Genomic DNA, 25,240 nt, shown 5'->3' on the forward strand with positions numbered 1-25,240 from the left:
TCGTCGCAAATGCACCACACCCCCGGTCGGTGTCGACCGGGGGTGTGGCCCGAATGGTGGAGCTGCCGGGAATTGAACCCGGGTCCTCCGCAGCATCGGCAGGGCTTCTCCGTGCGCAGTCCGCGTTGGCCTCTACTCGGATCTCGCCCTCATGCGGACATGTCGGCGATGACGATCCCAGTCACTGTGTGATGTCCCGACCCACCCCGTGACCGGGTGAGCCGGTGATCTCTCTAGATGATGCCGGTGACCGGGGCGAGAGCGACCCCGGGCCGACAGACTACGGGCTCGCTATCAGGCAGCGAGGGCGTAGTCGCGCTGATTGGTATCGGCGCGTAATTGGTTGCCACGACGCTTACGGTGGTCTCTGGCCTGCACCGGCACGCTTCCCCTGCGTCAACTCACGTAGTCGAAACCAAGTCAGCCCCGTCAGGACCGCCGACTTCCGTCGACGGACTCCCCACACTACCCCGGCGGCACACCGCCCGCCAGGGTGATCCCGCTCTCCGTAGCTCAGCCGAGCGCGAGCAGGACAATCGCCGCCCCGGCCAGGGCGAGACCGGCCGTCTGCACCGTCCGCATCCTCTCGCCGCCGTGCGTGATCGCCAGCGCCACCGTGCAGGCGGGGTACAGGGCGGCGATCACGCTGACCAGGGAGAGCATCCCCGCCTGGGAGGCGAAGTAGAACGCCCCGTTGGCCACGGCGTCGAAGACGGCGATCACCACGCCGATGGCGAGCAGACGACGAGGGAACCGGAATGACTCGCGGGCCGCGACGGCGGCGGTGAGCAGCATCGCCGTCGCCCCGATGCGCGAGGCCGCGACCGGCCACAGGCCCTGACCGGCCGGAACCTGCGCCAAGAGTACGAAGAACGCGGCGAACGCCAGCCCCGAGAAGACCGTGAGCGCGAGCAACCGCCGGGTGAGCCGACCGTGCTGTGCGGACGAGCCGTCCCGGCCCTCCATCGACACCAACACGGTCGCCACGAGGGCGAGCGCCATGCCGGCCGTCGCCCCGGCCCCGGGCCGCTCCCCCGCGGCCAGCCCGAACGTCAGCGGTATGGCCGCCGCCAGGACCGCCGTGATCGGCGAGATCACGCTCATCGGCCCACGGGACAGGGCCAGGTAGAACGTCCACACCGCGATGCCCGAGGCCACCCCGGAGGCCAGACCCCATCCGAGACCGACAGGTGTCGGCGAGCCACCGGCGAGGAGGGCCGCCCCTCCCACCATGAGGATCGACAGCGGGTAGGAGACGCTGACCACGCGCAGCACCCGGGCGCGGCGGGAGGCCACGCCGCCGAGGTAGTCGCTGATGCCGTACGCCACCGCCGATGTCGACGCCAGCGCGACCGGCATCATGCCCGCATGCCCTTGATCTTCCTGCCGAGTTCACGCACGGCCTCGCGCTCGGCCGTCCGGCGGGCGAGGTCCTGGCGTTTGTCGTGGGCCTGCTTGCCGCGGGCGACGGCCAGCTCGACCTTCACGCGGCCGTTCACGAAGTAGAGCGACAACGGGACGAGGGTGGCGTTGCCGTCACGTACCTTGCCCATGAGCGAGTCGATCTCGCGGCGGTGCAGCAGGAGTTTCCGGGCGCGCTTCGGGGCGTGGTTGGTCCAGCTCCCGTGCGAGTACTCGGGGATGTGGAGCCCGCGGAGCCACACCTCGCCGTCGTCGACCGTCGCGAACGCGTCGACCAGCGAGGTCTTGCCCTCGCGCATGCTCTTGATCTCGGTGCCCACCAGCGCGATGCCGGCCTCGTGGGTGTCCAGGATCTGATAGTCGTGCCGGGCCTTGCGGTTGCTCGCGACGATGCTCCCGTCGGAACCGAGGGACGACGCACCCTTCTTCTTGTTCTTCTTGGCCACGTCGGTTCACCTCCTCGTCATCGTGCCCGTGCCGCCGTTCTACAGCCCCCAGAGTCTAGATGGACGGGGCGTTCAGTGCCGAACCGTGAGCCTCAGGGTGATCCAGGCTGTCAGCGCGGAGACCACCGCGCCGGCCACGACGAGCCCGGGCGCGAGCAGGAGGATGTCCGAGGTGGTGATCCGCTCGACCAGGTTCGCTCGGTAGGCCTCGACCAACACCCTGTCGAGGAAGACGTTCTTGGCCACCAGGAGCCCGCCCACCGCCAGGAGGGCGCCCGTCACCGCCGCGATCACCGCCTCCAGCACGAACGGCAGTTCCGTGTACCAGCGACTCGCTCCGACCAGTCGCATGATCCCCAGGGCAGTCCGCCGGGTGAACGCCGCGATCTGGGTCATGTTGGCGATGAGCAGGACGGTGGCCAGCAACTGGACGACCGCTATCGCGAAGGCCGCGTTGCGGACCCCGTCGAGGACCGAGAAGACCCGCTCGACCAGTTCGCCCTGCCCCTGGACGATCTCGATCCCCGCCACCTCGGCCAGGTCCTGCGCCACCACCTCGGCCCGGGTGGGATCGGTCAGCGTGAGGGTGAACCGTGAGCCGAGGGCATCCGGCGAGGTGGACTCCACCAACACCGGGTCGGTCGACGCGAAGAGCTCGACGAACTCGGCGTATGTCTCCCGGGGGTTCTTGTACTCCACCGATGCCACGCCCGGCGTCGCCTCGAGCTGCTCGCGGATCTCACCGCACTCCCCCGTGCAGTCGGGATCCGACGTCGAGATGGAACGGTCCACGTAGACGCGGAACTCGTTGAGGTAGTCGTACTTGGCCTGGCTCGCGGACGCGGTCATGGCCACGAGCAGTCCCGCCCCCAGCATGCCCAGTGCCACCGCGGTGGTGATGATCATCGCCAGCGTCATGGACAGGTTGCGGCGCAGTCCCTGCGCGACCTCGGACGCGATGAACGGAGCAGCCATCAGCGGTCCACCCCGTAGGTCCCGCGGGCGTCGTCTCGCACGACCGCGCCGTCCACCAACTCCACGACGCGGCGCCGTGAGCGGTCCACGATGTGCCGGTCGTGGGTGGCCATGAGCACCGTCGTCCCCGTCCTGTTGATCCGGTCGAGCAGGAGCATGATGTCCTCGCTGGTCTCGGGGTCGAGGTTGCCCGTGGGCTCGTCCGCGAGCAGCAGCACCGGACGGTTGACGAACGCCCGCGCGATCGCGACCCGCTGCTGCTCCCCGCCGGAGAGTTCGTGCGGCCGGCGATCGGCCTTACCGCCCAGCCCGACCATGTCGAGCGTCTCCGGCACGACCTTGTCGATCGTGCGCCGCGACTTGCCGATCACCTGCAGGGCGAAGGCGACGTTCTCCGCGACCGTCTTGTTCTCCAACAGCCGGAAGTCCTGGAACACGCACCCGAGGGTGCGCCGCAGCGCGGGGACGTCGGAGCCCTTCATTCGTGTGAGATCGTGTCCTGCCACCGTGAGATCGCCCGAATCCGGCCGGTCTTCACGGAGGACGAGCCGGAGAAACGTCGACTTGCCCGATCCGGACGCCCCGATGAGGAACGCGAACTCGCCGTCACCGATCTCCACGCTCACGTCGGCCAGCGCCGGACGCGTCGAGGACGGGTATGACTTCGTCACACGAGTAGCACTGATCACAGTAGTAGCCTAGCGCCACACGGGAACCATGAGGGCGGGCGCGGTCACTCCGCGGGTCGGACGGCGATCGAACCCGTCCGCAGGACTACCCCTCGAGTGCGCCCCCGTCGGGCACCGCGGTCTCTCCGGCCTCCGGAGCCTCCTGTCGCCCCTGCGGCTGCGACTGCTGGTCGGGCTCCTGCTGCGGCAACCGGGTCTGCGGCGTCTGCTGCGGCGCGGGCTGCTGCTGTGGGGTCTGCCGGACTGTGCCACCGAACCGCCCGTCGGACCCCGGGCTCGACGTGGCGGTTCCCTCCGGAACGGACGTCCCCGTGGTGAGCGAGTCCGTTTCCGAGGGTTCGGTCGCCGACGTGGAGGTCGGATCGGTGGTCTCGGTGGCCGACTCGGTGGGGGCGGACGTCTGCTCGTCGGGCACTGCCGGCGCGCTGGTCGGCGGTGGGGCGGGTGGGCCGAAGGCGACCACGGGCTCATCGCGGACGAGGAGATACAGCGCCCCCGCCAGGACGAACGCCCCCAGAAGGATCGCGGTGGTCCGCGACATCCTGAAGAACTCCCCGAGCAGCGCGAGGAACCTCGGCTTCGGGCGCCGCGAGGGCGCATCCGGCGGGGGCGTCCCCCCCAGGCCGAGCGGATCGGGCAGGTCGCTGGTCGGGTCGTCGTCGCGGATCACCGGGGCCCCCGCGGGTGTGGCGCCGGCCCCGGTGGTGTCGTCCTCCCTGTGTCGGGCCATCAGACGCTCCCCTCTCCGGTCTGGGGGCGCAGCATCCCCGCGCGGATCGCGGCCAGCGCCTCGGGCTCGAGGACGATGCCCTCCTGCCGGAAGCGGCGCAGGATCACGGCGCGCATCCGGCGCCCCACCTCCCACTGCATCCCCGGCTGGGTGCGGGCGAGCAGCCGGATCACGGTCTGCTCGAGCTTGATCGACTGCACACCCATGACCGACGGCTCGTCGAGCACGTACTCACCCACCCGATCGTCGTGGACGATGTCGCGACAGACCTCGGCGAGCACCTCGTGCGCCTTGTCCATGTCGGCGTTGTTGGGTACGGGGACGTCGATGATCGCCCGGGCCCAGTCCTGGGACTGGTTGATGGCGGTGACGATCTGGCCGTTGGGGACGATGACCGCCTCCCCGTCCAGGGTGCGAAGCCGGGTGACGCGGAGCGTGACGTCCTCGATCGTCCCGGCCGCGACGCCGGTCGCGGTGGTGAGTTCGACGATGTCGCCGTAGCCGTACTGCCGCTCGGCCAGCACGAAGAAACCGGCGAGGAAGTCCTGGACGATCTTCTGGGCACCGAAGCCCAGCGCCGCACCCAGCACGGTCGCCGGCGCCACCAGCGTGACGAGGTTGACGCCGAAACGCAGCAGGACCTGGATGCCGAACAGGATGTACAGCATTCCCACCGCGACGTAGGAGATGACCTGGACCAGTGAGTGGAGGTGCTTGGACTCCTCGGACCACAGTTCCTTGTCGGCGTTCCGCGCGTCGATCCGACCGGTCCACATCCGGGCGACCTTGCCGATCATCCGGGTCAACAGGGCGGCGCCCAGGACGAGGAGCAGGACCTCCAGGCCGTCGTTTCGCAGCCAGGTCAGTATCCCGTCGAAGTTGGTCGCAAGTGTCACTCGGCGTGTGCCCCCTCCCGCATCCGCCACCGGATGCCGGCTTCGATGAACCCGTCGATGTCACCGTCGAGGACCGCCGACGGGTTGTTCACCTCGTACTCGGTGCGCAGGTCCTTGACCATCTGGTACGGGTGCAGGACGTAGGAGCGCATCTGGTTGCCCCACGAGGCGTTGCCGCCGGCACCGAGGGCGTCCATGGCGGCCCGCTCCTCCTGCCGCTTGCGCTCGAGTAGCTTGGCCTGCAGCACCTTCATGGCCGCGACCTTGTTCTGCAGCTGGGACTTCTCGTTCTGACACGTCACCACGATCCCGGTCGGGACGTGGGTGAGGCGGACGGCGGAGTCCGTGGTGTTGACGGACTGACCACCCGGGCCGGAGGAGCGGTAGACGTCCACCCGGACCTCGTTCTCCGGCACCTCGATGGAGTCGACGGTCTCCACGACGGGCAGGACCTCGACCTCCGCGAACGAGGTCTGACGGCGCCCCTGGTTGTCGAACGGGGAGATCCGTACCAGCCGGTGCGCGCCCTGCTCGACGGACAGGGTCCCGTACATGTACGGGTCCTTGACTACGAAGGTGGCGGACTTGATTCCGGCTTCCTCCGCGTACGAGGTGTCGTACACCTCGACCTTGTGGCCGGCCTTCTCGGCCCACCGGATGTACATACGCATGAGCATCTCGGCGAAATCCGCGGCATCGACGCCACCGGCGCCGGCGCGGATGTTGACCACGGCGTCACGCTGGTCGTACTCGCCGCTGAGCATCGTCTTGACCTCGATGGCCTCGACGTCCTCACGGAGGCTGGCGCGCTCGGTGTCCGCCTCCTCCACGGCGCCGTCGCCCTCCTCCTCCGCCAGCTCGTACATCAGTGGCAGGTCCTCGATACGCTGCCGCAGTTCGCGGCAGCGGCGCAGGTCGGCCTGGATGTAGGACAGCTCGCTGGTGACCTGCTGCGCCCGGTCCTGGTCGTTCCACAGGTCCGGGTCGGCGGCCATCTGCTCGAGCTCGTCGACGCGGCGGGCGAGCTCCTCGATGTCGAGGACCTTCTCGACCGTGGTCATGGTCGCGTCGAGGGCTGAGATGTCGGCGGAAACGTCAGGGTGCACGGTATCCAACTCTACGCGGCCCGCCCGCCTCCCACCGTTCGCCCACCCGTCCCCCACACGTGGCCTGGCGCACCTCCGGCCGTCGCGCGCCGGGGTAGCGTCGGATGCCGCGGACCCGCCACCGCCCCGTGGTCAGCGGGCCGCGACGCCCACGTGGAGGAAGTGAACGTCCATGGACACCCGCCACCCTGGTCACCCGCTCGAGAAGCCCATCGCGGAGATGACCGACGTCGATCTCGCCGCCCGCCTCGTCGTCGACGCCGGGACCCTGGCCCGACGCCTACGCGAGGACGGCCTCGACGTCCGGCGCAAGACCTCGATCTCCGATGTCGTCACCGAGGCCGACGACGCCGCGGAGCGACACATCACCGCGCTCCTGGCCGCCCACCGCCCGGCCGACGGCATCCTGGGCGAGGAGGGCACCCTCGTCTCCGGCGATTCCGAGCGGCGATGGGTCGTGGACCCCGTCGACGGCACCTTCAACTTCATCTCCGGCTCCGACTACTGGTGCTCGGCGGTCGCGGTCACCGACGGCGACGATCACCTGCTCGGGGCGGTCCACCGACCCGTCACCGGGGAGACCTTCGTCGGCGGATCGGACGTGCCCACGCGCCGCAACGGGGTCCCCGTCGCCCGGTTGACCCCCGGGGACCTGGCGGCCGGCAGCCTCGCCACCTACCTCCACCCCCCCTTCTTCGACGACCCACATCTGGCCGAGCCCTTCCACCGGGTCAGTCGTGGCGCTGCGACCATCCGGATGCTCGGGTCCGGATCCGTGGACCTGGCGTCCGTCGCGTGTGGGATCCACACGGTCTGGTGCCAGCACTCCTGCCCCGAATGGGACTGGCTCCCCGGCCGCGCGCTCGTCGAGGGGGCGGGCGGGGTGTGCGCGACCGTCGAGGTGAACGGCTACGACTGGTTCGTGGCCGGCCGCCCCGGCGCGGTCGAGCAGGCGGTCGACCTCCTGCGCGGCTGACACGCGCCCGCCCGGTGACGAGAACATGTTCGGGAAAGGTCTGGCGCTCGGAACTTACTCCGAAGTAAGGTGGCGGGGACAGCACCGTCCACCGTCCGTCACGAGAACAGCTGGTGATGATGAGTAAGAACCCCACAGCCCCGTCCACGACCGGACGCGCGGAGACCTCGACACCGGGCAAGAACCCCGCGCGGATCGACGCCATCGGCGCGGCCATGCGCGCGCTGACCACCATTACCGGGTCGGAGTTCGCCGAGCGTTTCGGCCTACGCCAGAAGGTCGACCGGGTCACCTACGAGGCCACCAAGACCGGCTTCAAGACCCTCGGTGCCGCGACCAAGTCGTTCAAGAAGGTCTCCGGCGGCGGCGCACCCAAGCGACTGCCCGACGCCGACGCCGAGGCACGACCCGACCTGTTCGACCTCACGCTGGACGAGGACCAGCAGATGATCTCGCAGACCGTGCGCGAGTTCGCCGCCGAGGTCATCCGGCCGGCAGCGCACGACGCCGACGCCGCCGCCCAGGCACCCGCGTCGCTGCTCGCGCGCTCGGCCGAGATCGGCGCCACCATGCTCAACGTGCCCGAGGAGTTCGAGGGCATCGCCGCCGAGCGCGGCGTGGTCACCAACTCGCTGGTCGCCGAGGCCCTGGCCTACGGCGACATGGGCCTGGCCCTGCCCATCCTGGCCCCGTCCGGCGTGGCCACGACCCTGACGCAGTTCGGCTCGGACACCCAGCAGAAGTCGTACCTGCCGGCGTTCGCCTCCGAACAGGTCCCCGCCGCCGCCGTCGTGGTGGCCGAGCCGCGGCCGCTCTTCGACCCGTTCACCCTCGAGACCACCGCCACCCGCACCGCCGGCGGATTCACGCTGAGCGGCGTCAAGTCGATGGTGCCCACGGCCGGCAGCGCAGAACTCTTCGTCGTCGCCGCCTCGCTCGACGGCGCGCCGACCTTCTTCGTGGTGGAGTCGGACACCGACGGACTCGTGGTGGAGGCCGATCCGTCCATGGGTCTGCGCGCCGCCGGCCTCGGCCGACTCGTCCTCACCGACGTCTCCCTGCCCGCCGACGCGATCCTCGGCGGTCCCGACGCCTCGCCGGACGACCGGTCCTCGGCCTACGCCGACGTCATCCGCCTGTCGCGCCTGGGCTGGGCCTCCCTCGCCGTGGGCACCTCCCACGCCGTCCTGGACTACGTGACCCCGTACGTCAAGGAGCGTCACGCCTTCGGCGAGCCCATCGCCCACCGCCAGGCGGTCGCGTTCGCCGTGGCCGACATGGCCACCGAACTCGACGGCATGCGCCTGGTCACCTGGCGCGGCGCCGCCCGCGCCGAACAGGGCCTGTCCTTCGCCCGCGAGGCCGCCCTGGCCCGCAAGATCGCCGCGGACAAGGGCATGAGGATCGGCCTCGACGGTGTCCAGCTCCTCGGTGGCCACGGGTTCACCAAGGAACACCCGGTCGAGCGGTGGTACCGCGACCTGCGTGCCGTGGGAGTGGCGGAGGGCGTGGTGGTCCTGTGACCCACGCCCGCTCCGCCACCCTCCCGAACCGGACCAAGGACCTGAAGCGATGATCAACCTCGAACTCCCCAAGAAGCTGCAGGCGGGTGCGAACCAGGCCCGCCAGGTGGCCACGCAGATCTTCCGACCCGTCTCGCGTAAGTACGACCTCGCCGAGCACGAGTACCCCGTCGAGCTGGACACCCTCAAGGCCATGATGGAGGCCATGGAGGACGCCGGCCAGGCCGCCTCCGGCGCCACCATGGGATCCGGTGGCGCACCCCGGCGCGAGGGCGTGGCCAACGGCGGCAACATGAAGTCGTTGCTCAACATCATCGAGACCTGCTGGGGTGACGTCGGCCTCACGCTCTCGATCCCCCGCCAGGGGCTGGGCAACTCCGCGATCGCCGCCGTGGCGAACGACGAGCAGATGGAGAAGTTCGGCCGGGTGTGGGCCTCGATGGCCATCACCGAGCCCGACTTCGGATCCGACTCGGCGGCCGTCTCGGCCACCGCGCGGCTCGACGGTGACGAATACGTCCTCAACGGCACCAAGATCTTCGTCACCTCCGGCGAGCGCGCGGACCACATCGTGGTGTGGGCGACCCTGGACAAGAGCAAGGGCCGCGCCGCGATCAAGTCCTTCGTCGTGCCGCGGGACCACCCCGGTGTGTCCGTGGACCGGCTCGAACACAAGCTGGGCATCCGTGCCTCCGACACCGCGCAGATCAGCTTCACCGACTGCCGCGTGCCGAAGGAGAACCTCCTGGGCGACCCGGAGATCCGCGTGGACAAGGGCTTCGCCGGCGCCATGCAGACCTTCGACAACACCCGCCCGCTGGTCGCCGGCATGGCCGTGGGCGTGGCGCGGGCCGCGCTCGAGGAGATCCGCACCCTCCTCGAGGAGGCCGGGTTGGAGATCGATTACGACCGGCCCGCCACCAGCCAGCCCGCCGCCGTGGCCAAGTACCTCGAGCTCGAGGCCGACTGGGAGGCGTCCTACCTGCTCACACTGCGCGCGGCGTGGATGGCGGACAACAAGATGCCCAACACCAAGGAGGCATCGATGTGCAAGGCCAAGGCCGGGCGCACCGGTTCCGCCGTGACCCTGGGTGCGGTCGAGCTGGCGGGCAGCTACGGCTACTCCGAGCGCAGTTTCCTGGAGAAGTGGTCACGCGACTCCAAGATCCTCGACATCTTCGAGGGCACCCAGCAGATCCAGCAGCTGGTGATCGCGCGCCGGATCCTGGACCTGTCCAGCGCCGAGCTCAAGTGAGCTGACCGGAGCACCACCCACAGCACCCCCGCGGACACCCGTTCCGCGGGGGCGCTGCTCGTCGCACCCCGCTCATTCCAGTCGACTGCGCGGGGTCCACGCCATGATGGTCCCGCACTGTCTGCAGATATGGACGCGGTGACCGTGGTCGAGGCTGCCGCTGCGGCCGGCGTCCCATCCGACGAGGACGCGGTCGGGGCCGAGTTCGTGCCCGTAGGGACAGTGGGTGGGCGCGTCCTCGGTCCAGAGCATGGAGCGGACGGTAGCGACGGGGTCGGACACCTCCCGCCTCCACGGACACCCTCGTCGGCACATACGAGTGCCGACACGGACGAGGGGCCCGGTACCGACTGTTCCGGTACCGGGCCCCTCGTCGGCCCCCTCGCACGCGGGAGGCGCGGCAGACGATCAGGCCATCTGGAATCCGCGACCGGGCCAGTTGCGCGCGGTGGCGTCGGCGACGATCGCGTCGAAGGAGTACCCCAGCGCGGGCAGGAAGAACGGCGACTGCGCCGCGTGGATGCACGAGGGCAGGACGGGGCCGAGGCTGCCGGCGGACCCGGCGGCCGGCGGCATGTGCCCACCGGAGATCAGTCCGACCAGGCGGCCGTCCCGCGTGATGGGCCCGCCGGAGTCGCCGTAACCGGCGCACGCGTGGCTCCAGAACCGGTCACCCTCGCGCTGCCAGGTGATGCCGCAGGTGTGCCCGGTGGACAAGCCGTCCTTGCAGACGACGTCGCCGAACTCGGGCGCGGGCGCGCGGCCCACGACGCCCGCCTGCCGGACGGGGACGGCGACGCCCGGATCCAGTCGGATCACGGAGTAGTCGAGGATCTCGTTCCGGGTGGCGATGGTGCCGATGGCACCGGCTCTCGGGTTGTCCCGGAGGTAGACCGGGGCGTTGATCCGGTCACTGCAGTGGGCGGCGGTGAACGCGACCGGCGCTCCCGCGGCGTCGTACCCCGCGGCGGTGATGGTGCATCCGGCCACTCCCCCGACCATGACGGGGGTCGCGCCTCCGACCGGCACGGCGGCCTGGGCGGCTGCGGGCACCATCAGTGTGGCGGCACCGGCCATCACGGCCGTCGCGGCGAGCTTCGCCAGACGGGTGAACCTCATGTACGTGTCCTTCCCATCCCGGGCGGAATGCCCGGGTATACGCCCTCGACAGCGTAGCGGCGATCAGCGACTCGCGCACTACGCCCGGGTTCGGTGAATCCTCACCGCCCCTGTGGCACTCGACCCGTCAGCCCGGATCCGGTCAGCGCCCCTCGACCGTGATGCGGATGGAGGGTCGCTCGTCCGGGTCGCCGCCGATCTGCGCCCAGACGGCGGCCACGACGGGTTCCAGGAACAATTCCCCCACCTGGCCCATGAGTGTGCGCACCACCTGGACCTTGTCCGAGACCCGCGTCGAGGCGTGGCCGCCGCGCCGTAGGCTGTCGACCTCCCTGGTGGTGAGCTCGACGATCGACTCGAGTAGCGGGGCGCCCCGGCCATCGGGTTCGAGGAGCGCCCGGTTGATGTACTTCACCAGCATCGGGTTGCGTTCGAGCATCTCCCGCACCGCGGCGTCGCGGGCCGCCACGACCTCGGCCGCCGATCCGGTGTGCTCGACGGTCGCCAGCGCCGCGACCACCTGCTCCACGACGAGTTCGTCGACGGCGCGCCGCAGGCCCTCCTTGGTGCCGAAGTGGTGCTGGATCAACCCGATCGTGACGCCGACCTCGGCGGCGACGCGCCGCATCGAGACCCGGTCCTCACCGTGGTCGGAGTACAACTCCAGCGCGGCGTAGCGGATCCGCGCGCGGGCGGTGAGGTCACCGTCGGCGGACCGTGGGGCGCCGTCCACCGTGCCGGGTTCCGTTGCGCTCACTCGCCCCACCTCGTCTCGCCGCGACGCGCGACGCCCGAGGGCACCGCCGGAACGTCGACCATACACATGCATGCCACACAATGCAGTTGTATGGTGGGGTCGTCATGGCCGCCACCGGCCCTCACCTCATCGCTGGAGTCCCCCGTGCTAGAGACCGCCCCGTTCCGTTCCCCGTGGATGACCGACGATCTGGACGCGCTGCGCGCCCACACGCGCGCGTTCCTCGAGAAGGAGACCGCCCCGAACCTCGAGCGCTGGGCCGAACAGGGCGCCGTGGACCGCCAATTCTGGAACAAGGCCGGCGACGCGGGCCTGCTGTGCATCTCGATCCCGGAGGAGTACGGCGGCGGGGGTGGCACGTTCGCCCACGAGGCCGTGATCGCCGAGGAGCAGACCCGAGCCCTCGATGACGGCTGGGGCAATTCGGTGCACAGCACGATCGTGGCGCACTACATCCTCCAGTACGGCACGGAGGAGCAGAAGCAGCGCTGGCTGCCGAAGCTGGCGACCGGTGAGATGGTGGGTGCCATCGCGATGACCGAGCCGGGCGCCGGGTCGGATCTGCAGGCACTGCGCACCTCGGCGGTGCGTGACGGTGACGACTTCGTGGTCAACGGCGCCAAGACCTTCATCTCCAACGGCATGCACTGCGACCTGCTCATCATCGTCACCCGCACGGGCGGCGAGGGCGCGCAGGGCCTGTCCCTGCTGGTCGCGGAGACCACCGACCTGCCCGGCTTCGACCGCGGCCGCAAGCTCGACAAGATCGGCCTGAAGTACCAGGACACGATGGAGCTGTTCTTCGACGACATGCGCGTGCCCGCCGGGAACATCCTGGGCGGGGAGGAGGGAGTGGACCAGGGGTTCATCCAGCTCATGCAGCAGCTGCCCCAGGAACGCCTCATCATCGCGGTGACCGCGGTCGCCGCCGCCGAGACCGCCGTGCGGTTGGCGACGGACTACGCCAAGGAGCGCGAGGCGTTCGGCAAGCCCATCCTCAAGTTCCAGAACCTGCGTTTCGAGCTGGCCGAGTGCAAGACCGAGGCGCTGGCCTCGCGCACCCTGCTGGACCACTGCATCGGCCTGCATCTCACGGGTGAACTGGACCCGTCGACGGCGTCTATGGCCAAGTACTACTGCACCGACAAGCAGTGCGAGATCATCGACCGCTGCCTGCAGGTCTTCGGCGGCTACGGCTTCATGACGGAGTACCCGATCGCCCGCATGTACGCCTCGGCCCGCGTGCAGAAGATCTACGGCGGCACCAACGAGATCATGAAGGAGCTGATCTCGCGGACCCTCTAGGGGGCGGTGCCGTCCCGAGCTCGGCGACGATCGCCCGGACGGCGTCACGGCCCGCCCGGTTGGCCCCCACGGTCGACTGGGACGGGCCGTAGCCGATGAGGAACAACCGCGGTTCGTCGATCGCCCGCCCCTCGGCCACCCGGATGCCGCCCTCCGGGGTACGCAACCCCAGGGGCGCGAGGTGGGCGATCGCGGGCCGGAACCCGGTCGCCCAGAGGATGACGTCCGCGGGTTCGAGTCGCCCGTCGGGCATCCGCACCCCGTCGGGCTCGATGCGGGTGAACATGGGGTGGCGGACCAGGACACCGCGCTCGTCGGCGCGCTCGATCCACGGTGCGCGGTACATTCCGGTGACGCGGATGACGCTCTGCGGGGGCAGTCCCTGCGCGGTGCGTTCGGCGACCCGGTCGATCGCGGCGGAGAAGTTCTCCGGCGCCGGGTCCGTCTCCCACTCGATCTCCCGCCTGGTCACCCACAGTGTCCGGGCCACTCGCGAGATCTCCTCGAGCAGCTGCGTGGCGGAGATCCCCGCGCCCACGATCACCACGCGCTGCCCGGCGAACTCCTCGGCGGCGACGTAGTCGTGGACGTGGAGCTGCCGCCCGCGGAACGTCTCCTGGCCGGGGTAGTACGGCCAGAACGGCCGGGTCCAGGTGCCAGTGGCGTTGATGACGTAGCGCGCCGCCCAGGCCTCAGGGCGGGTGTCACCGCCTGGATCGGTGACGACGACGAGGTGGTCGGACCCCGGCCCGTCCAGCCCCGGCGTGGGTCTGCGGACCGAGCGCACGCGGACCGGCCGCCGGACATCGAGTCCGAACCGGTCCTCGTAGTCGGCGAAGTAGGGCGGCAGGACGTCCCGACTCGGGGCGGCACTGTCCACTACCGGGACGGGGTGGCCCGGGAGTTCGAAGATGCCGTTGACCGTGCTCATGGTGAGCGATTCCCACCGGTGTCGCCATGCTCCGCCGGCGGCGACCTCGGCGTCGAACATGACGAAGGTGCGCTCCCCCACCTCGGCACGGTCGACCGGCGCGAACCCCCGCCGCCGGAGGTGGTGGCCGGCCGACAACCCGGCCTGGCCGGCACCGATCACCGCCACGTCGACCCGGCGTGCCGGGAGCTGCTGCGCGGGTGTCACCACACCATGATCGGGTACTCCCACGAACCGGTGACCACCGGCCGGTGTCTGTGAGCGGTATCTGTGGGCGGTATCTGTGGGCGGTGACTACGGGCGTCTACGGTCGGCGACCGCGGGCGGGGCGACCGCGGATGGGGCGGCCGTCTGACGGGGGCGCGGCACGGACGCGAGTGTCATCGCGCCGATCCAGCCGGGGACCCGGGTGGTGACATCACCCGACCCGCTGAGCACCACCGCCGACGTCCGGATCGCGTCCCCCCACGACCGGTCCCCTCTCCAGATCTCCACCATGGTGCGCAGGGTCGACTCGACCGTGGCGTCGATCCCGTGCCCCGGATCCGCATCGCACACGTCGACGTCGTCGCCGTTCACGACGAGCCACCAACGGGCGGTGGCCGCAGGGACGTCCGCCAGGATGAAGAGGAGCACGGTGCGGCCCCGGGGCCAGCGGTCCACCCGGACAGTGCGGCGGATGTCCCAGAAGAGCAGGTGCGGGTCGAGGTCGCGATCGCCGAGTTCACCCACCCAGCGCACCCCCCACGCCCCCAGCGCCTCCACGACCGGGCGCAGTTCCTCACCGCGTTCGGTGAGCCGATAGCTGCTGCGACCGGCGCACTCGTCTCGGCGGACCACACCCGCGTGTTCGAGCGTCTGCAGCCGCTTGGACAGCAGCGCCGGCGACATCCTGGGATTCCCGCGGCGCAGCTCGTTGAAGTGGGTGCTGCCCGACAGCAGCTCGCGGACGACGAGCAGGGTCCACCGCTCGTCCAGCAGCTCCATCGCCTTGGCGACGGGGCAGAACTGTCCGTATCCGGTCTTGACGACTCCTCGGCGTCCCACTCTAGACCCCCGATCGCGCCGGATACCGGTACAGATCGTGAACCGTGCCCGCTTCAGATCCGGGACTGGAGCCCACCGCCACCGCGGCGCAGGATCGAACTGTCCCACTCCCGCACATCCATCCGGAGGCTTCCCATGACACCCACGACCGTGCCCGCCACCGCCGACTCCCGACTCAAGGCCATGCACCGGCAGATGTGGGCGTCGGGTGACTACACCCGGGTCGCCGACGTCGTGATCCCGACCCTGGGTCGGAACCTGGTCGAGGCGTCAGGCATCTGCCCTGGCGACCGGGTGATCGACATCGGCGCAGGAGCCTGCAACGCCTCTCTCCCGGCCGCCCGTGCCGGCGCGGTGGTCGTCGCCACCGATCTCACCCCGGAGCTGCTGGACTCCGGGCGGGCCCGGGCGGAGGCAGAGGGTCTCGACCTCACCTGGCAGGTCGCCGACGCCGAGGCGCTCCCGTTCGGTGACGGGGAGTTCGACGTCGCCATCTCCACCGTCGGCGTCATGTTCGCACCCCACCATCAGATCGCCGCCGACGAGCCGCTGCGGGTGGTCCGGCCCGGCGGCCGCATACCCATGGCGAACTGGACTCCGGCGGGCTTCATCGGTCGGATGTTCGCCATGATGAAGCCCTACGCGCCCCCGCCCCCGCCCGGCGCACAGCCCCCGCCTCTGTGGGGCGATGCCGACCACGTCGCCGGACTGTTCGGGGAACGGGTCCGCGACGTCTCCGCGGCCACGGCCCTGCTGGCCGTCGACTGCTTCGGCAGCGGAGAGGACTTCCGGGACTTCTTCAAGGCCCACTACGGCCCGACGATCGCGATCTACAGGGCGATCGCCGACGACCCCGACGCGGTCGCGGCCCTGGACTCGGCGCTGGCCGGACTCGGCCGGTCCCAGGACACCGGGGACGGCCGGATGGACTGGGAGTACCTGCTCTGGACGGGGACGCGACTCTGATCCGCCCCGGTGCGGTCGCCGTCAGGACCCGTCGGGCAGCGACGTGAAGTCCGGCTTCCGCCCCTGGGCGAACGCGGCCAGAGCCTCCGAGTTGGCCGGCCCGCCCATGAGCTCGGCGAAGGCCCGGTTCTCCCGCTCGCGGGCCTGCGCTATCTGACGCGCCAGGGGCTCGGTCATCGTCTGCTTGACCGCCCGCAGACTCGAGATCGGGAGCCGCGCCAACCGTGCCGCGTGGTCGCCCGCCACCTGCTGCAGGTCGGCGGGAGCGCACAGCCGCCAGACGAGGCCCATCTCGTGCGCCTCGCGGGCGGTGATCCACTCCGAGGACAGCAGGGCCCACGCTGCGTTCTGCCGACCCACGAGCCTGGGCAGCAGGTAACTGGAGGCCGCTTCGGGCGCCACACCCAGGCTGGTGAACGGGCACTTGAGGCGGGCGTCATCGGCCATGAACACCAGGTCCGCGAACCCGATGATCGTCATACCGATCCCCAGCCCGAGGCCGTTGATCGCGAGGACCAGGGGTTTGTCGAACCCGGCGAGCGCGTCCACGAGACCCAGGAACCCGTGTTCACCGGGGACGAAGTCGGGGTTGGTGATCCGCTCGCCCATCTCCAGCAGATCGGTGCCGGCGCTGAACGCCCGCCCCTCGCCGGTGAGCAGCACCACCGCGACCGTCGGGTCGGCCGCCGCGTCGTGCAGTGCCTCGGTGACCGCGTCGTACAGCGCCTCGTTAAAGGCGTTGAGGGCATCGGGGCGTGCCAGCGTCAGGGTCCGGACACGGTCGGCGTCGGCGACGGACAGTCCCGGAGTCTTCTGGGCTCCCGCCACGATCAGCTCTGCTCCAGGTAGACGGACTTGAGTTCGGTGTACTGGGCCAGCCCCTCGGGACCGAATTCACGGCCCACCCCGGAGGCCTTGAAGCCGCCGAACGGCGCGGCGAAATCCATCGTGTAGGTGTTCACTCCATAGGTGCCGGTCCGGACCCGCCGTGCCACGCCCAGCCCCGCTTCACGGTCGGCCGTCCACACGGTGCCCGCCAGTCCGTACTCGGAGTCGTTGGCGATGCGCACCGCATCGTCGACGCCGTCGTAGGCGATCACGGAGATGACGGGTCCGAAGATCTCCTCCTGCGCGATGCGCATCGAATTGTCCACCCCGGCGAAAACGGTGGGCCGCACATACCAGCCCGTGTCCAGCCCGTCGGGGCGGTCGGATCCCCCGGCCAGCAACGTCGCACCCTCCTGCTGCCCGATCTCGATGTAGGAGTTCACCCGCTCCTGCTGGCGGCGGGCGACCATCGGCCCGATCTCCGTGGCCGGGTCGAGCGGGTCCCCCACCACCATGGATCCGATGCCGTCGGCCAATGCCTGTGCGACCTCGTCGTGGCGGTCACGGCTGACCAGGACGCGGGTCTGTGCGACACATGCCTGGCCGGAGTTCATCACGCCCACGAACTTCAGTCCCTCGACCACTGTCGTGAGGTCCGCGTCGTCGAGCACGATGGCCGCGGACTTGCCGCCGAGCTCCAGGGAGCAGCGCTTGAGCTGCTCGCCGCAGATCGCGCCGATCTTCCGTCCCGCCGCGGTCGATCCGGTGAACGCCACCTTGTTGATCGCGGGGTGGCGCACCAGGTGCTCCCCCACCTCGCGGCCGCCGGCGACGATGCTGACGACGCCCTCGGGCACGCCCGCCTCGATGAGCAGTTCGCCCAGCAGGTAGGTGTCCAGCGGCGTCTCCGGCGCGGGCTTGATCACGATCGTGCACCCCGTCAGCAGCGCGGGGATCAGCTTGGACAGCACCGTGAACTGCGGGACGTTCCACGGCGGGATCGCCGCGACGACGCCGACGGGCTCATGGCGTACGAGCACGTCCCCGCCGAGGACGCCGGGTCGGGTCTCCTCCCACGGGAACTCTCGCGCGATGGTGAGGAAGGCCTCGATCTGCATCCACGGCGCGGGCGCCTGCGCGAGCTTGCTGAACGAGATCGGAGAACCCATCTCCGTGGAGATGATCGTCGCCATGTCGTCGAGCCGCGCCGCGTACAGCGCGGACAGCCGGGCGACGACGTCGATCCGCTCGTCAGGGCTCATGCGGGGCCACGGCCCGTGGTCGAAGGCCTCGCGCGCGGCGGCCACCGCCGCGTCCATGTCCGCCACCGAGCCCTCGGGAACCCGGGCGACGACCTCCTCGGTGTGCGGGCTGATCACCTCGATAACGTCATCGGTGGCGGGCGAACGCCACTGGGTACCGATCAGCAGGGCGTCGCGGTCGAGAGAGGTGGTCATGGAGCGATCTCCTCGGGAGATGGTGGACGAAGGCGCGCGGACGGCTGCCTAGACAGTTGTCCACTCTAGGTCGCCCCACGTCTCCCCACCCGGAAAACGCCGTAACCGAGACGACGGGACGCGGACTCCGGACCCGCTCGAGGGTGTCGAATCGCAGCCCGGGGCGGACCCGTGGACACACTCCACCCCGAAATGACCTCAGGCCCGGCTCCCCTGAGGGGAACCGGGCCTGGTGCGTGGTAGCGGGGACAGGATTTGAACCTGCGACCTCTGGGTTATGAGCCCAGCGAGCTACCGAGCTGCTCCACCCCGCGTCGTTTGCGTCTATGACACTACGTGCCACTCGCCGGGCAATGCAAATCGGCGGACGCGAAACGACCGGAAGATGGCCTAACTCACACCCCTGGCCACATCGTCGCAGGTCACATCAATTTCCCAGCCCTTGATAGGCGTCGACGGCGGCCTGCAGGTCCTCTAGAGCCCGACCCAGATCCGAGAGGTCTCCCCCACTCTGGGCGGAGCGGACCGCGTTCAGGGCCGAGTTGAGTTCGCGCACGGCGGCCGCCCGCTCGGAGTCGCCGGCGCCTCCACCGGTGGCCGGCGCCGACGGCCGCGCCGCGGTGCCCTGTGCGGGCCGGGAGGTGCTCTCCTCGGCCTCCGCCTCGGCCTCCCCGCTCTCGTCGATTCGCACCACGTCCGGGTCCGCCTCGATACCCACCTGCCGCAACGCCTCGTACAGCGTGGGCGCGTAGCCCACGGCACGGTCGTACGAGACCATCACACGCAGCAACCTCGGAAACGCCGAGTCCTGGTCCTTGCGCTGCGTGTAGATCGGCTCGACGTAGAGGACGGAGTCGTCCGCCAACGGCAGCGCCAGAAGGTTGCCTTCGGTGATCTCGGCGGTCTCGCCCCACAGGCGCCGGTCCTCGGCGATCGCCGGGGAGGCGATCATGATGTCCTGAGCCTGGTTGGGGCCCTGGGAGAGCGGCTCGGTGGGCCGCTGGACACGCACCGTGATCTGCCCGTAGGTCTCGGGGTCCGAGCTGGCCGTCATGTGTGCGGCCAGGAACTCGCGCTCATAGCCGCGGAAGGCCGAGATGAGCTGGAACGACGGCTTGTCGGCATCCGGGTTCGTCGGGTCGGAGGCCACCACGTAGTACGGCGGCTGGGCCGGCCCGTCACGGTCGACGGTCTGGGCACCCGCAGGGCCCCCGGCCGGCCCGCCCGCGGGACCGCCGACGGGCGGGGTCTGCGGGTTCTGGATCGACGAGGTCACCGTGGGATCGGACGGCACCGACCAGAACGCGTCATTGGTGAAGAACTGACCCGGGTCGTCGACCTGGTATTTCGCCAACAGCTCGCGCTGCACCTTGAACAGGTCCTCCGGGTAGCGCAGGTGCTCCTCCAGCTCCTCGGAGATCGCGTCGCGGGGCTGCACGATGCCCGGCAGCGCCTTCATCCACGTCTGCAGCACCGGGTCCGACTCGTCGAACGCGTACAGGTCCACGGTGCCGTCGTACGCGTCGACGGTCGCCTTGACCGAGTTCCGGATATACGAGACCTCCTCGTCCGGCAGGACCCGCCCGCTCGCGTCGTTGAGCGAGTCCGAGGTCATGGCCTCCAGCGAGCTGAGCTCCGCGTACGGGTAGGTCTTGAGCGTCGTGTACCCGTCGACGATCCACTTGATACGGCCGTCGATCACCGCCGGGTACGTGTTGGTGTCCGTAGTCAGCCACGGAGCCACCTTCTGCACGCGGTCCCGCGGATCGCGATCGTAGACGATCTTGGAGTCGTCGCCGATGATGCTGGACAGCAGGATGTTGCGCTCGGCGAACTTGAGCGCGTACGCGACCCGGTTGACCCAACCACCGACCGGCACGCCGCCCTCGCCCGTGTAGGTGTACTGCTCGGTGTCGGTGTCGTATTCGCGGGGGCCGTCGCCGTTGTCCCCCACGATCGCGTAATCGGGGTCCGACTGGGCGATGAGCGGACCGAAGTAGGTCCGCGGCTGGGTCACCGGGATCATCATCTCCTGACCGCTGGAGATGGCCTCCAGGTCCGAGACCTGGAAGTTGGGCAGCCCGCCGCGGTCCGAGCCCGCGTCGTCGGCGATCTCGTTGACCCGGTTGGCCGGTGCCGCGACGAACCCGTTGCCGTGTGTGTACACCGTGTGCCGGTTGATCCAGTCCCGCTGGTTGGCCTGGAGGGACTCGGGGTTGAGTTCACGAGCGGCCACGAGGAAGTCCCGCATCTCGCCGTCGATCGTGTACCGGTCGATCCCCAGCGTCTCGGGGAAACCGTAGAAGTTGCGCAGCTGGTGCAGCTGGGTGAACGTCGGCGCCAGGACGTTCGGGTCGAGCACGCGGACGTTGGACAGTGTCGTCAGGTCCGTGGCCGCCTCCCGGGGGTTCGGATCAACGGCCCCCCAGTTGTCGATGTAGGTGACCCGCTCCTCGCCGATGTCGTACGCGGCGCGAGTCGCCGCGATGTTGCGGGCGATGTACTCCCGTTCCTTCTCGGCACGGTTGGGCTTCACCGAGAACTGTTCGACGGCCAGCGGCCACGCCGACCCCACCACGAGCGCCGAGAAGAGCAGCAGGACGGTCGCCAGTGCCGGGATCCGCAGGTCCCGGATGACGATCGCGGAGAAGAACGCGACAGCGCACACCAGCGCCACCGCGAACATGAAGATCTTGGCCGGCATCAGGGCGTTGACGTCGGTGTAGCTGGCGCCCGTGAACGTGCTGTTCTCGCTGAACAGCAGCTCGTAGCGGTCGAGCCAGTAGGCCGCCGCCTTGGCCAGCACGAACAACCCGGCCAGGGACACCAGCTGGATCCGCGCGGCGCGGGTGAGCGCGCCCTCGCGCGCGCCGGGTCGCAGCCCACCGAAGAGGTAGTGGGTGAACAGGTTCGCCAGGAAGGCCAGGACGACGGCCACCATCAGCCAGGTGACTAGCGCGCGCCACATCGGGAGCTCGAAGGCGTAGAACGAGATGTCGAGGCCGAACTGGGGATCGGTCTCACCGAACGGCGTCGAGTTGAAGAACGCCAGCACCGTCTGCCACCCGGTCTGGGCGATCGACCCGGCCAGGATGGCCAGGACCACCGGGATCCAGATGACGGTCTTGCCGGGCGAGTCCCCCATGGCCGCCCGATAGCGGGACAGTGCGTCCGGCACCCCCGGCTGCGCAAGGAACACCGGGCGGTACCGGAAGGCCAGCAGGATGCCGACGCCCACCGCGAGGCCGACCAGCAGCGCCACCACCACGAACAGACCGAGCCGCGTCAGCAGCTCGGTCCGGAACACGCTGGTGGCGTCGACACTGCCGAACCACAGCCAGTCCGTGTAGGCGGTGTTCAGCCTGGGAAGGACCTGGATGAGGAGGATGAGGACGACGACGGCGACTGCGACGGCGCGACCGCGACGGGAGATCGCGATCGGCCGACCGGGGGAATTGCCGGGTGGGCGGACGGACACCTGGAATGCTCCTGCACTGCTGGGGCGGACATGCTCGTGGGTCCCACCTTACGGAAAACCCGCGCCTCAGCCGCAGGTCGGTGGCTGCCCCCCGGAAGCGGCCGTCTCCAGCGCCTCCAGTGCGCCCCCCAACGTCTCCACCTCGATCAGCCGGATGCCCTCCGGCGGGCTCTGCACAGCCTCCGCACAGTTGGCGGACGGGACCAGGAACTCGCTCACCCCGGCCTCGTGAGCCGCTCGGATCTTGTGCCGGATCCCGCCGATCGGCCCCACCGTGCCGTCGGGCCGGATCGTGCCGGACCCCGCGATCCGCGACCCCCCGGTGGCCTCACCGGGCGACAGCTTGTCGACGATCGCGATGGCCAGCACCAGGCCGGCCGACGGACCGCCGACCGCCGGGTCCACCGTGATGTCGACGTCGGTACCGTCCGCCGGCGTGTCTCCGACCAGGATGCCCAGTCGGCCCTGCTCGGGATCGCCGTCCGGTCCCGCGGACCGCAGCGTCGCCGTCGTCGTCCCCTCACGCCCGTCACGGGTGTACCCGATGCGGACCTCGTCGCCCGCGCGGCGCGCGCCGACCCGCTCCACGACGGACGTCGCGTCGTCGACGGGCTCCCCGTCGACGGAGGTCAACACGTCACCGGGCCGCAACCGTCCGTCGGCGGCCCCGTCCGGCTCCACCCCCTCGACGCGAGGTTGCATGGGGATCCCGAGGAAGCGGTACGCGGCAGCCTCGGCGGAGTTCTCCGAGCCGACCATCTCGGCGGCGTTGGACTCGCGCACCTCGTCCCGTGACCGGTCCGGCGGGAACACCTGGTCCCGCGGTACCACCACCTGCGCCGGATCAACCCAGAACCGCATCGCGTCGAGCAGGGTCAGTCGGTCACGCACCGCGACCGTCGTCATGAACAGGGATCCGACGGTGTCGTCCGCCTCACGGCCCACCACGTCGACCACGGGGACCCGTTCCGTGTCACCGTCCTCCGTCTCCACTTCAGCCGTCCCGAACGTGTCGTAGGTGGGGCCCGGCCCCATCGACACCAGGGGGACGGTGGCCGACGTCGCCAGGACGAGCAGCAGCACCGCCGGGACCAGCGCGGCGAGAACGGTGAACAGGCGACGACTCACGGGGGCAAGGGTAGACCGCACCCGCCGCCGGCCGCGTCGCGGCCGGACCCCGCACCCCTGCACGCTGTACCGTTGTGGCATGAACCAGCCCTTCGGTTTCTCCGCTTCCGACGACGACGGGCGCGACGACGACCGCGACCGCGGCCAGGGCGGTCCCGGCGGTCCCGGCGGCTTCGATCCCTCGCAGTTCGGCAACTTCGGCCAGATGCTCTCCCAGTTCGGGCAGATGCTCGGCTCCATGGGTTCGGCCATGTCCGGGCCCGGTAGTTCGGGCCCCGTGAACTACCAACTGGCGCGGACGGTCGCCCTCCAGTCGCTCGGCCGCACGCCCGTGATCACCGACTCCTCGCGCACCGCCGCGCAGGAATCGGTCCGACTGGCCGAGCTGTGGCTCGACGAGACCACCCTGTTCCCCTCCGGAGTGCACCGCACCGAGGTGTGGACGCCGCAACAATGGGTCGAGCACTCCCTGCCCACCTGGGAGAAGATCTGCACCCCCGTCGCCGAGCAGATGAACTCGGCCACGAAGGGCGCCATGCCCGAGGAGGCCCGTCAGCTCGCCGGCCCGCTGCTCGGCATGCTCGACCAGATGGGCGGCATGGGCTTCGGCATGCAGCTCGGACAGGGGCTGGGCAAGCTCGCGCCGGCGGTCCTGTTCTCCTCCGAGGTCGGGATCCCGTTCGGCGACGACGGGGTGGCCGCACTCAGCCCGGCTGCGATCGACGCGTTCGCCGACGAGTTGGAACTGCCCCGCCAGGAGGTCGTCGTCTTCCTCGCCGCTCGCGAGGCCGCGCACCTGCGACTGTTCTCCGGCGCGCCCTGGCTGCGCGCCCGGTTCCTGGCCACCGTCGAGGAGTACGCGCGGGGCATCCGCGTGGACACATCCGGGCTCGACGACCTCGCCTCCGGCCTGGACCCGTCGATCCTGCAGGACCCGGCCAAGCTCCAGGAGTTGCTCTCCGGCGGTGCCGGGGCCATCGGTCCCAAGGTGACCAACGTCAACGAGGCCGCCCTCGGCCGACTCGAGACGCTGCTGGCGCTGGTCGAGGGCTGGGTCGACGCCGTCGTCGCCGCCGCGGTCGCCGACCGGCTGCCCAGCGCCGACAAGCTGCGGGAGATGTGGCTGCGGCGCCGGGCGACCGGTGGCGCCGCCGAGCAGGCCTTCGCCTCCCTCGTGGGGCTCGAACTGCGTCCGCGGAAGGCACGCGAGGCCTCCGAACTGTGGCGCCGGGTCGGCGAGGCCGTGGGCACCGAACGCCGCGACGGCCTGTGGAGCCACCCCGACCTGCTGCCGGTCGGCGAGGACCTCGAGAACCCCGCCGCCGTCATCGACCGTCTCCTCGACGAGACGACCGGGGACTCCAGTGGCGTCGACGAGATCGAGCGGTTCCTCCGCGAGTCCGGCGGTGGGACCGACGGTTCCGGCCCCGAGGGGCCGGGCGACCGGGCCTGATCGGCGGACCCGGTGACGGGCGGGCCCGCCTAGATTGGGCCGGACTCGTCGTCGTCGTCGCCCTCGACGAGGTCACCCACGCCCTCGTCGCCACCGGTCGGCCCTCCCCCGTCGTCGGCGACGTCCGGTCCGGACCCGCCACGAAGGACCCGCGAATACGCTTCCAGGTATCCCATCGCCCGCTCGGTGCGCGGATACCGACGGACGACCTCCCAGAACCCGGGCGGATGCCCGCCGGGGACGATGAGGTGGACCAGCTCGTGCACCACGACGTAGTCGAGCACATAGGCCGGCACGTCCCGCAGGGTCTCGCTGATCCGGATCTCCCCGGAGTCCGGAGAACAGGACGCCCAGCGGGTGGTCATCGGCGGTACCCACCGCACCGACGCCGGCCGCGCGCGGCCCTCCAGCCACCTCGCCGACAGGTCCGTGGCACGCCGCATCAGGTCCCCGTCGGAGGCCCTGGGGCCTCTGCGGCGGCCGGACCGGGCCAACCGGGCGAGCATGTCGGTGATCAACCGCCGCTCCTCGGCCCGGCGAAGCCCCGCCGGCATGAGCACCACGACGGTCTCGCCCTCCACCCGCGCTGACACCGTCCTCTTCCGACGCGCGGAGCGGCGGATCTCGATCCTCGGGTCATCAGGGTCGGTGGGCAGCGCCGACACCGCACCCGGACCCGCCGACGTCGGGCCGGGGGTCCTGTCGGCGGAGCGCGGGGCGGGTGACACGCGGACAACGGTAGACCACCACGAC

Annotated in this window: 23 protein-coding genes, 1 tRNA gene and 1 other RNA gene; 6 read left to right on the forward strand and 19 right to left on the reverse strand. The window is 70.3% G+C overall.

Annotated features, from left to right (window positions below; genetic code table 11):
* Positions 1-54: 54 nt before the first annotated feature.
* The 8 genes from ssrA to prfB form a co-directional block, all read right to left on the reverse strand.
* Positions 55-428: a transfer-messenger RNA gene (gene ssrA, locus L8M95_RS14970) on the reverse strand.
* A gap of 85 nt (positions 429-513) precedes the next feature.
* Positions 514-1,362, reverse strand: coding sequence for an EamA family transporter (locus L8M95_RS14975; protein WP_260486878.1), 849 nt, complete (start codon positions 1,360-1,362; stop codon positions 514-516).
* Positions 1,359-1,868: an SsrA-binding protein SmpB gene (smpB, locus tag L8M95_RS14980; RefSeq protein WP_260486879.1), complete on the reverse strand. Its 510-nt coding sequence runs from the start codon at positions 1,866-1,868 to the stop codon at positions 1,359-1,361. The genes L8M95_RS14975 and smpB overlap by 4 nt, the downstream gene beginning before the upstream one ends.
* Before the next feature lie 72 nt (positions 1,869-1,940).
* Entirely contained in the window at positions 1,941-2,843 is a 903-nt protein-coding gene (gene ftsX / locus L8M95_RS14985; protein ID WP_260486881.1) for a permease-like cell division protein FtsX, read from the reverse strand.
* Entirely contained in the window at positions 2,843-3,532 is a 690-nt protein-coding gene (gene ftsE, locus L8M95_RS14990; protein WP_260486882.1) for a cell division ATP-binding protein FtsE, read from the reverse strand. Before ftsE ends, ftsX begins: the two co-directional genes overlap by 1 nt.
* Before the next feature lie 85 nt (positions 3,533-3,617).
* Entirely contained in the window at positions 3,618-4,262 is a 645-nt protein-coding gene (locus L8M95_RS14995; protein ID WP_260486883.1) for a hypothetical protein, read from the reverse strand.
* Complete coding sequence (locus L8M95_RS15000) at positions 4,262-5,158, reverse strand: mechanosensitive ion channel family protein (protein ID WP_260486884.1); 897 nt, start codon at positions 5,156-5,158, stop codon at positions 4,262-4,264. The genes L8M95_RS14995 and L8M95_RS15000 overlap by 1 nt, the downstream gene beginning before the upstream one ends.
* Positions 5,155-6,264, reverse strand: coding sequence for a peptide chain release factor 2 (gene prfB, locus L8M95_RS15005; RefSeq protein ID WP_260486885.1), 1,110 nt, complete (start codon positions 6,262-6,264; stop codon positions 5,155-5,157). The genes L8M95_RS15000 and prfB overlap by 4 nt, the downstream gene beginning before the upstream one ends.
* A 172-nt stretch (positions 6,265-6,436) precedes the next feature.
* On the opposite strand from prfB, the gene L8M95_RS15010 reads away from it, so the two are divergent.
* The 3 genes from L8M95_RS15010 to L8M95_RS15020 all read left to right on the forward strand — a co-directional run bounded on the left by L8M95_RS15010 (position 6,437) and on the right by L8M95_RS15020 (position 10,018).
* Positions 6,437-7,240: an inositol monophosphatase gene (locus L8M95_RS15010; RefSeq protein WP_260486886.1), complete on the forward strand. Its 804-nt coding sequence runs from the start codon at positions 6,437-6,439 to the stop codon at positions 7,238-7,240.
* A gap of 116 nt (positions 7,241-7,356) precedes the next feature.
* On the forward strand, positions 7,357-8,763 hold the full coding sequence (locus L8M95_RS15015; RefSeq protein ID WP_260486887.1) for an acyl-CoA dehydrogenase family protein: 1,407 nt from the start codon (positions 7,357-7,359) through the stop codon (positions 8,761-8,763).
* A 49-nt stretch (positions 8,764-8,812) separates the two neighbouring features.
* On the forward strand, positions 8,813-10,018 hold the full coding sequence (locus L8M95_RS15020) for an acyl-CoA dehydrogenase family protein (RefSeq protein ID WP_260486888.1): 1,206 nt from the start codon (positions 8,813-8,815) through the stop codon (positions 10,016-10,018).
* 72 nt (positions 10,019-10,090) lie between these two features.
* Here L8M95_RS15020 and L8M95_RS15025 read toward each other — a convergent pair whose 3' ends face one another.
* The 3 genes from L8M95_RS15025 to L8M95_RS15035 all read right to left on the reverse strand — a co-directional run bounded on the left by L8M95_RS15025 (position 10,091) and on the right by L8M95_RS15035 (position 11,894).
* Positions 10,091-10,270 carry a hypothetical protein gene (locus L8M95_RS15025; RefSeq protein ID WP_260486889.1) on the reverse strand — a complete coding sequence of 60 codons (180 nt, stop codon included), beginning with the start codon at positions 10,268-10,270 and terminating at the stop codon, positions 10,091-10,093.
* 156 nt (positions 10,271-10,426) lie between these two features.
* Positions 10,427-11,137 carry a S1 family peptidase gene (locus tag L8M95_RS15030; RefSeq protein WP_260486890.1) on the reverse strand — a complete coding sequence of 237 codons (711 nt, stop codon included), beginning with the start codon at positions 11,135-11,137 and terminating at the stop codon, positions 10,427-10,429.
* A gap of 142 nt (positions 11,138-11,279) precedes the next feature.
* Positions 11,280-11,894, reverse strand: coding sequence for a TetR/AcrR family transcriptional regulator (locus L8M95_RS15035; RefSeq protein WP_396118985.1), 615 nt, complete (start codon positions 11,892-11,894; stop codon positions 11,280-11,282).
* Between the two features lie 144 nt (positions 11,895-12,038).
* Here L8M95_RS15035 and L8M95_RS15040 point away from each other — a divergent pair, with 144 nt between their 5' ends.
* Positions 12,039-13,199 carry an acyl-CoA dehydrogenase family protein gene (locus L8M95_RS15040; protein ID WP_260486892.1) on the forward strand — a complete coding sequence of 387 codons (1,161 nt, stop codon included), beginning with the start codon at positions 12,039-12,041 and terminating at the stop codon, positions 13,197-13,199.
* Here the strand turns inward: L8M95_RS15040 and L8M95_RS15045 are convergent.
* Positions 13,168-14,337 (reverse strand): NAD(P)/FAD-dependent oxidoreductase, encoded by a 1,170-nt coding sequence (locus L8M95_RS15045; protein ID WP_260486893.1) that lies wholly within the window; start codon positions 14,335-14,337, stop codon positions 13,168-13,170. The two genes, L8M95_RS15040 and L8M95_RS15045, sit on opposite strands and share 32 nt — an antisense overlap.
* A gap of 87 nt (positions 14,338-14,424) precedes the next feature.
* Positions 14,425-15,117 (reverse strand): helix-turn-helix domain-containing protein, encoded by a 693-nt coding sequence (locus L8M95_RS15050; protein WP_260489277.1) that lies wholly within the window; start codon positions 15,115-15,117, stop codon positions 14,425-14,427.
* Between the two features lie 195 nt (positions 15,118-15,312).
* On the opposite strand from L8M95_RS15050, the gene L8M95_RS15055 reads away from it, so the two are divergent.
* The gene (locus L8M95_RS15055) at positions 15,313-16,143 is read left to right on the forward strand and encodes a class I SAM-dependent methyltransferase (protein WP_260486894.1); all 831 of its coding nucleotides are present in this window, start codon (positions 15,313-15,315) and stop codon (positions 16,141-16,143) included.
* A gap of 21 nt (positions 16,144-16,164) precedes the next feature.
* Here the strand turns inward: L8M95_RS15055 and L8M95_RS15060 are convergent, their stop codons facing one another.
* The 5 genes from L8M95_RS15060 to L8M95_RS15080 all read right to left on the reverse strand — a co-directional run bounded on the left by L8M95_RS15060 (position 16,165) and on the right by L8M95_RS15080 (position 23,034).
* Entirely contained in the window at positions 16,165-16,971 is an 807-nt protein-coding gene (locus L8M95_RS15060) for an enoyl-CoA hydratase/isomerase family protein (protein WP_260486895.1), read from the reverse strand.
* Positions 16,972-16,973: 2 nt separating this feature from the next.
* On the reverse strand, positions 16,974-18,428 hold the full coding sequence (locus L8M95_RS15065) for an aldehyde dehydrogenase (RefSeq protein WP_260486896.1): 1,455 nt from the start codon (positions 18,426-18,428) through the stop codon (positions 16,974-16,976).
* A 237-nt stretch (positions 18,429-18,665) separates the two neighbouring features.
* Positions 18,666-18,742: transfer RNA gene (locus L8M95_RS15070), tRNA-Met, on the reverse strand.
* A gap of 113 nt (positions 18,743-18,855) precedes the next feature.
* A complete protein-coding gene (locus L8M95_RS15075; RefSeq protein ID WP_260486897.1) occupies positions 18,856-21,906 on the reverse strand; it encodes a UPF0182 family protein in 3,051 nt (1,016 codons plus the stop codon).
* A 66-nt stretch (positions 21,907-21,972) separates the two neighbouring features.
* On the reverse strand, positions 21,973-23,034 hold the full coding sequence (locus L8M95_RS15080; RefSeq protein WP_260486898.1) for a PDZ domain-containing protein: 1,062 nt from the start codon (positions 23,032-23,034) through the stop codon (positions 21,973-21,975).
* Between the two features lie 79 nt (positions 23,035-23,113).
* Between L8M95_RS15080 and L8M95_RS15085 the strand changes: the two genes are divergently transcribed.
* Positions 23,114-24,487, forward strand: a complete 1,374-nt coding sequence (locus L8M95_RS15085; RefSeq protein ID WP_260486899.1) for a zinc-dependent metalloprotease — start codon at positions 23,114-23,116, stop codon at positions 24,485-24,487.
* A 29-nt stretch (positions 24,488-24,516) separates the two neighbouring features.
* Here L8M95_RS15085 and L8M95_RS15090 read toward each other — a convergent pair whose 3' ends face one another.
* Positions 24,517-25,215 (reverse strand): M48 family metallopeptidase, encoded by a 699-nt coding sequence (locus tag L8M95_RS15090; protein WP_260486900.1) that lies wholly within the window; start codon positions 25,213-25,215, stop codon positions 24,517-24,519.
* Between the last annotated feature and the right edge of the window lie 25 nt (positions 25,216-25,240).

The sequence above is a fragment of the Dietzia sp. B32 genome, from assembly GCF_024732245.1.
GTDB lineage: Bacteria > Actinomycetota > Actinomycetes > Mycobacteriales > Mycobacteriaceae > Dietzia.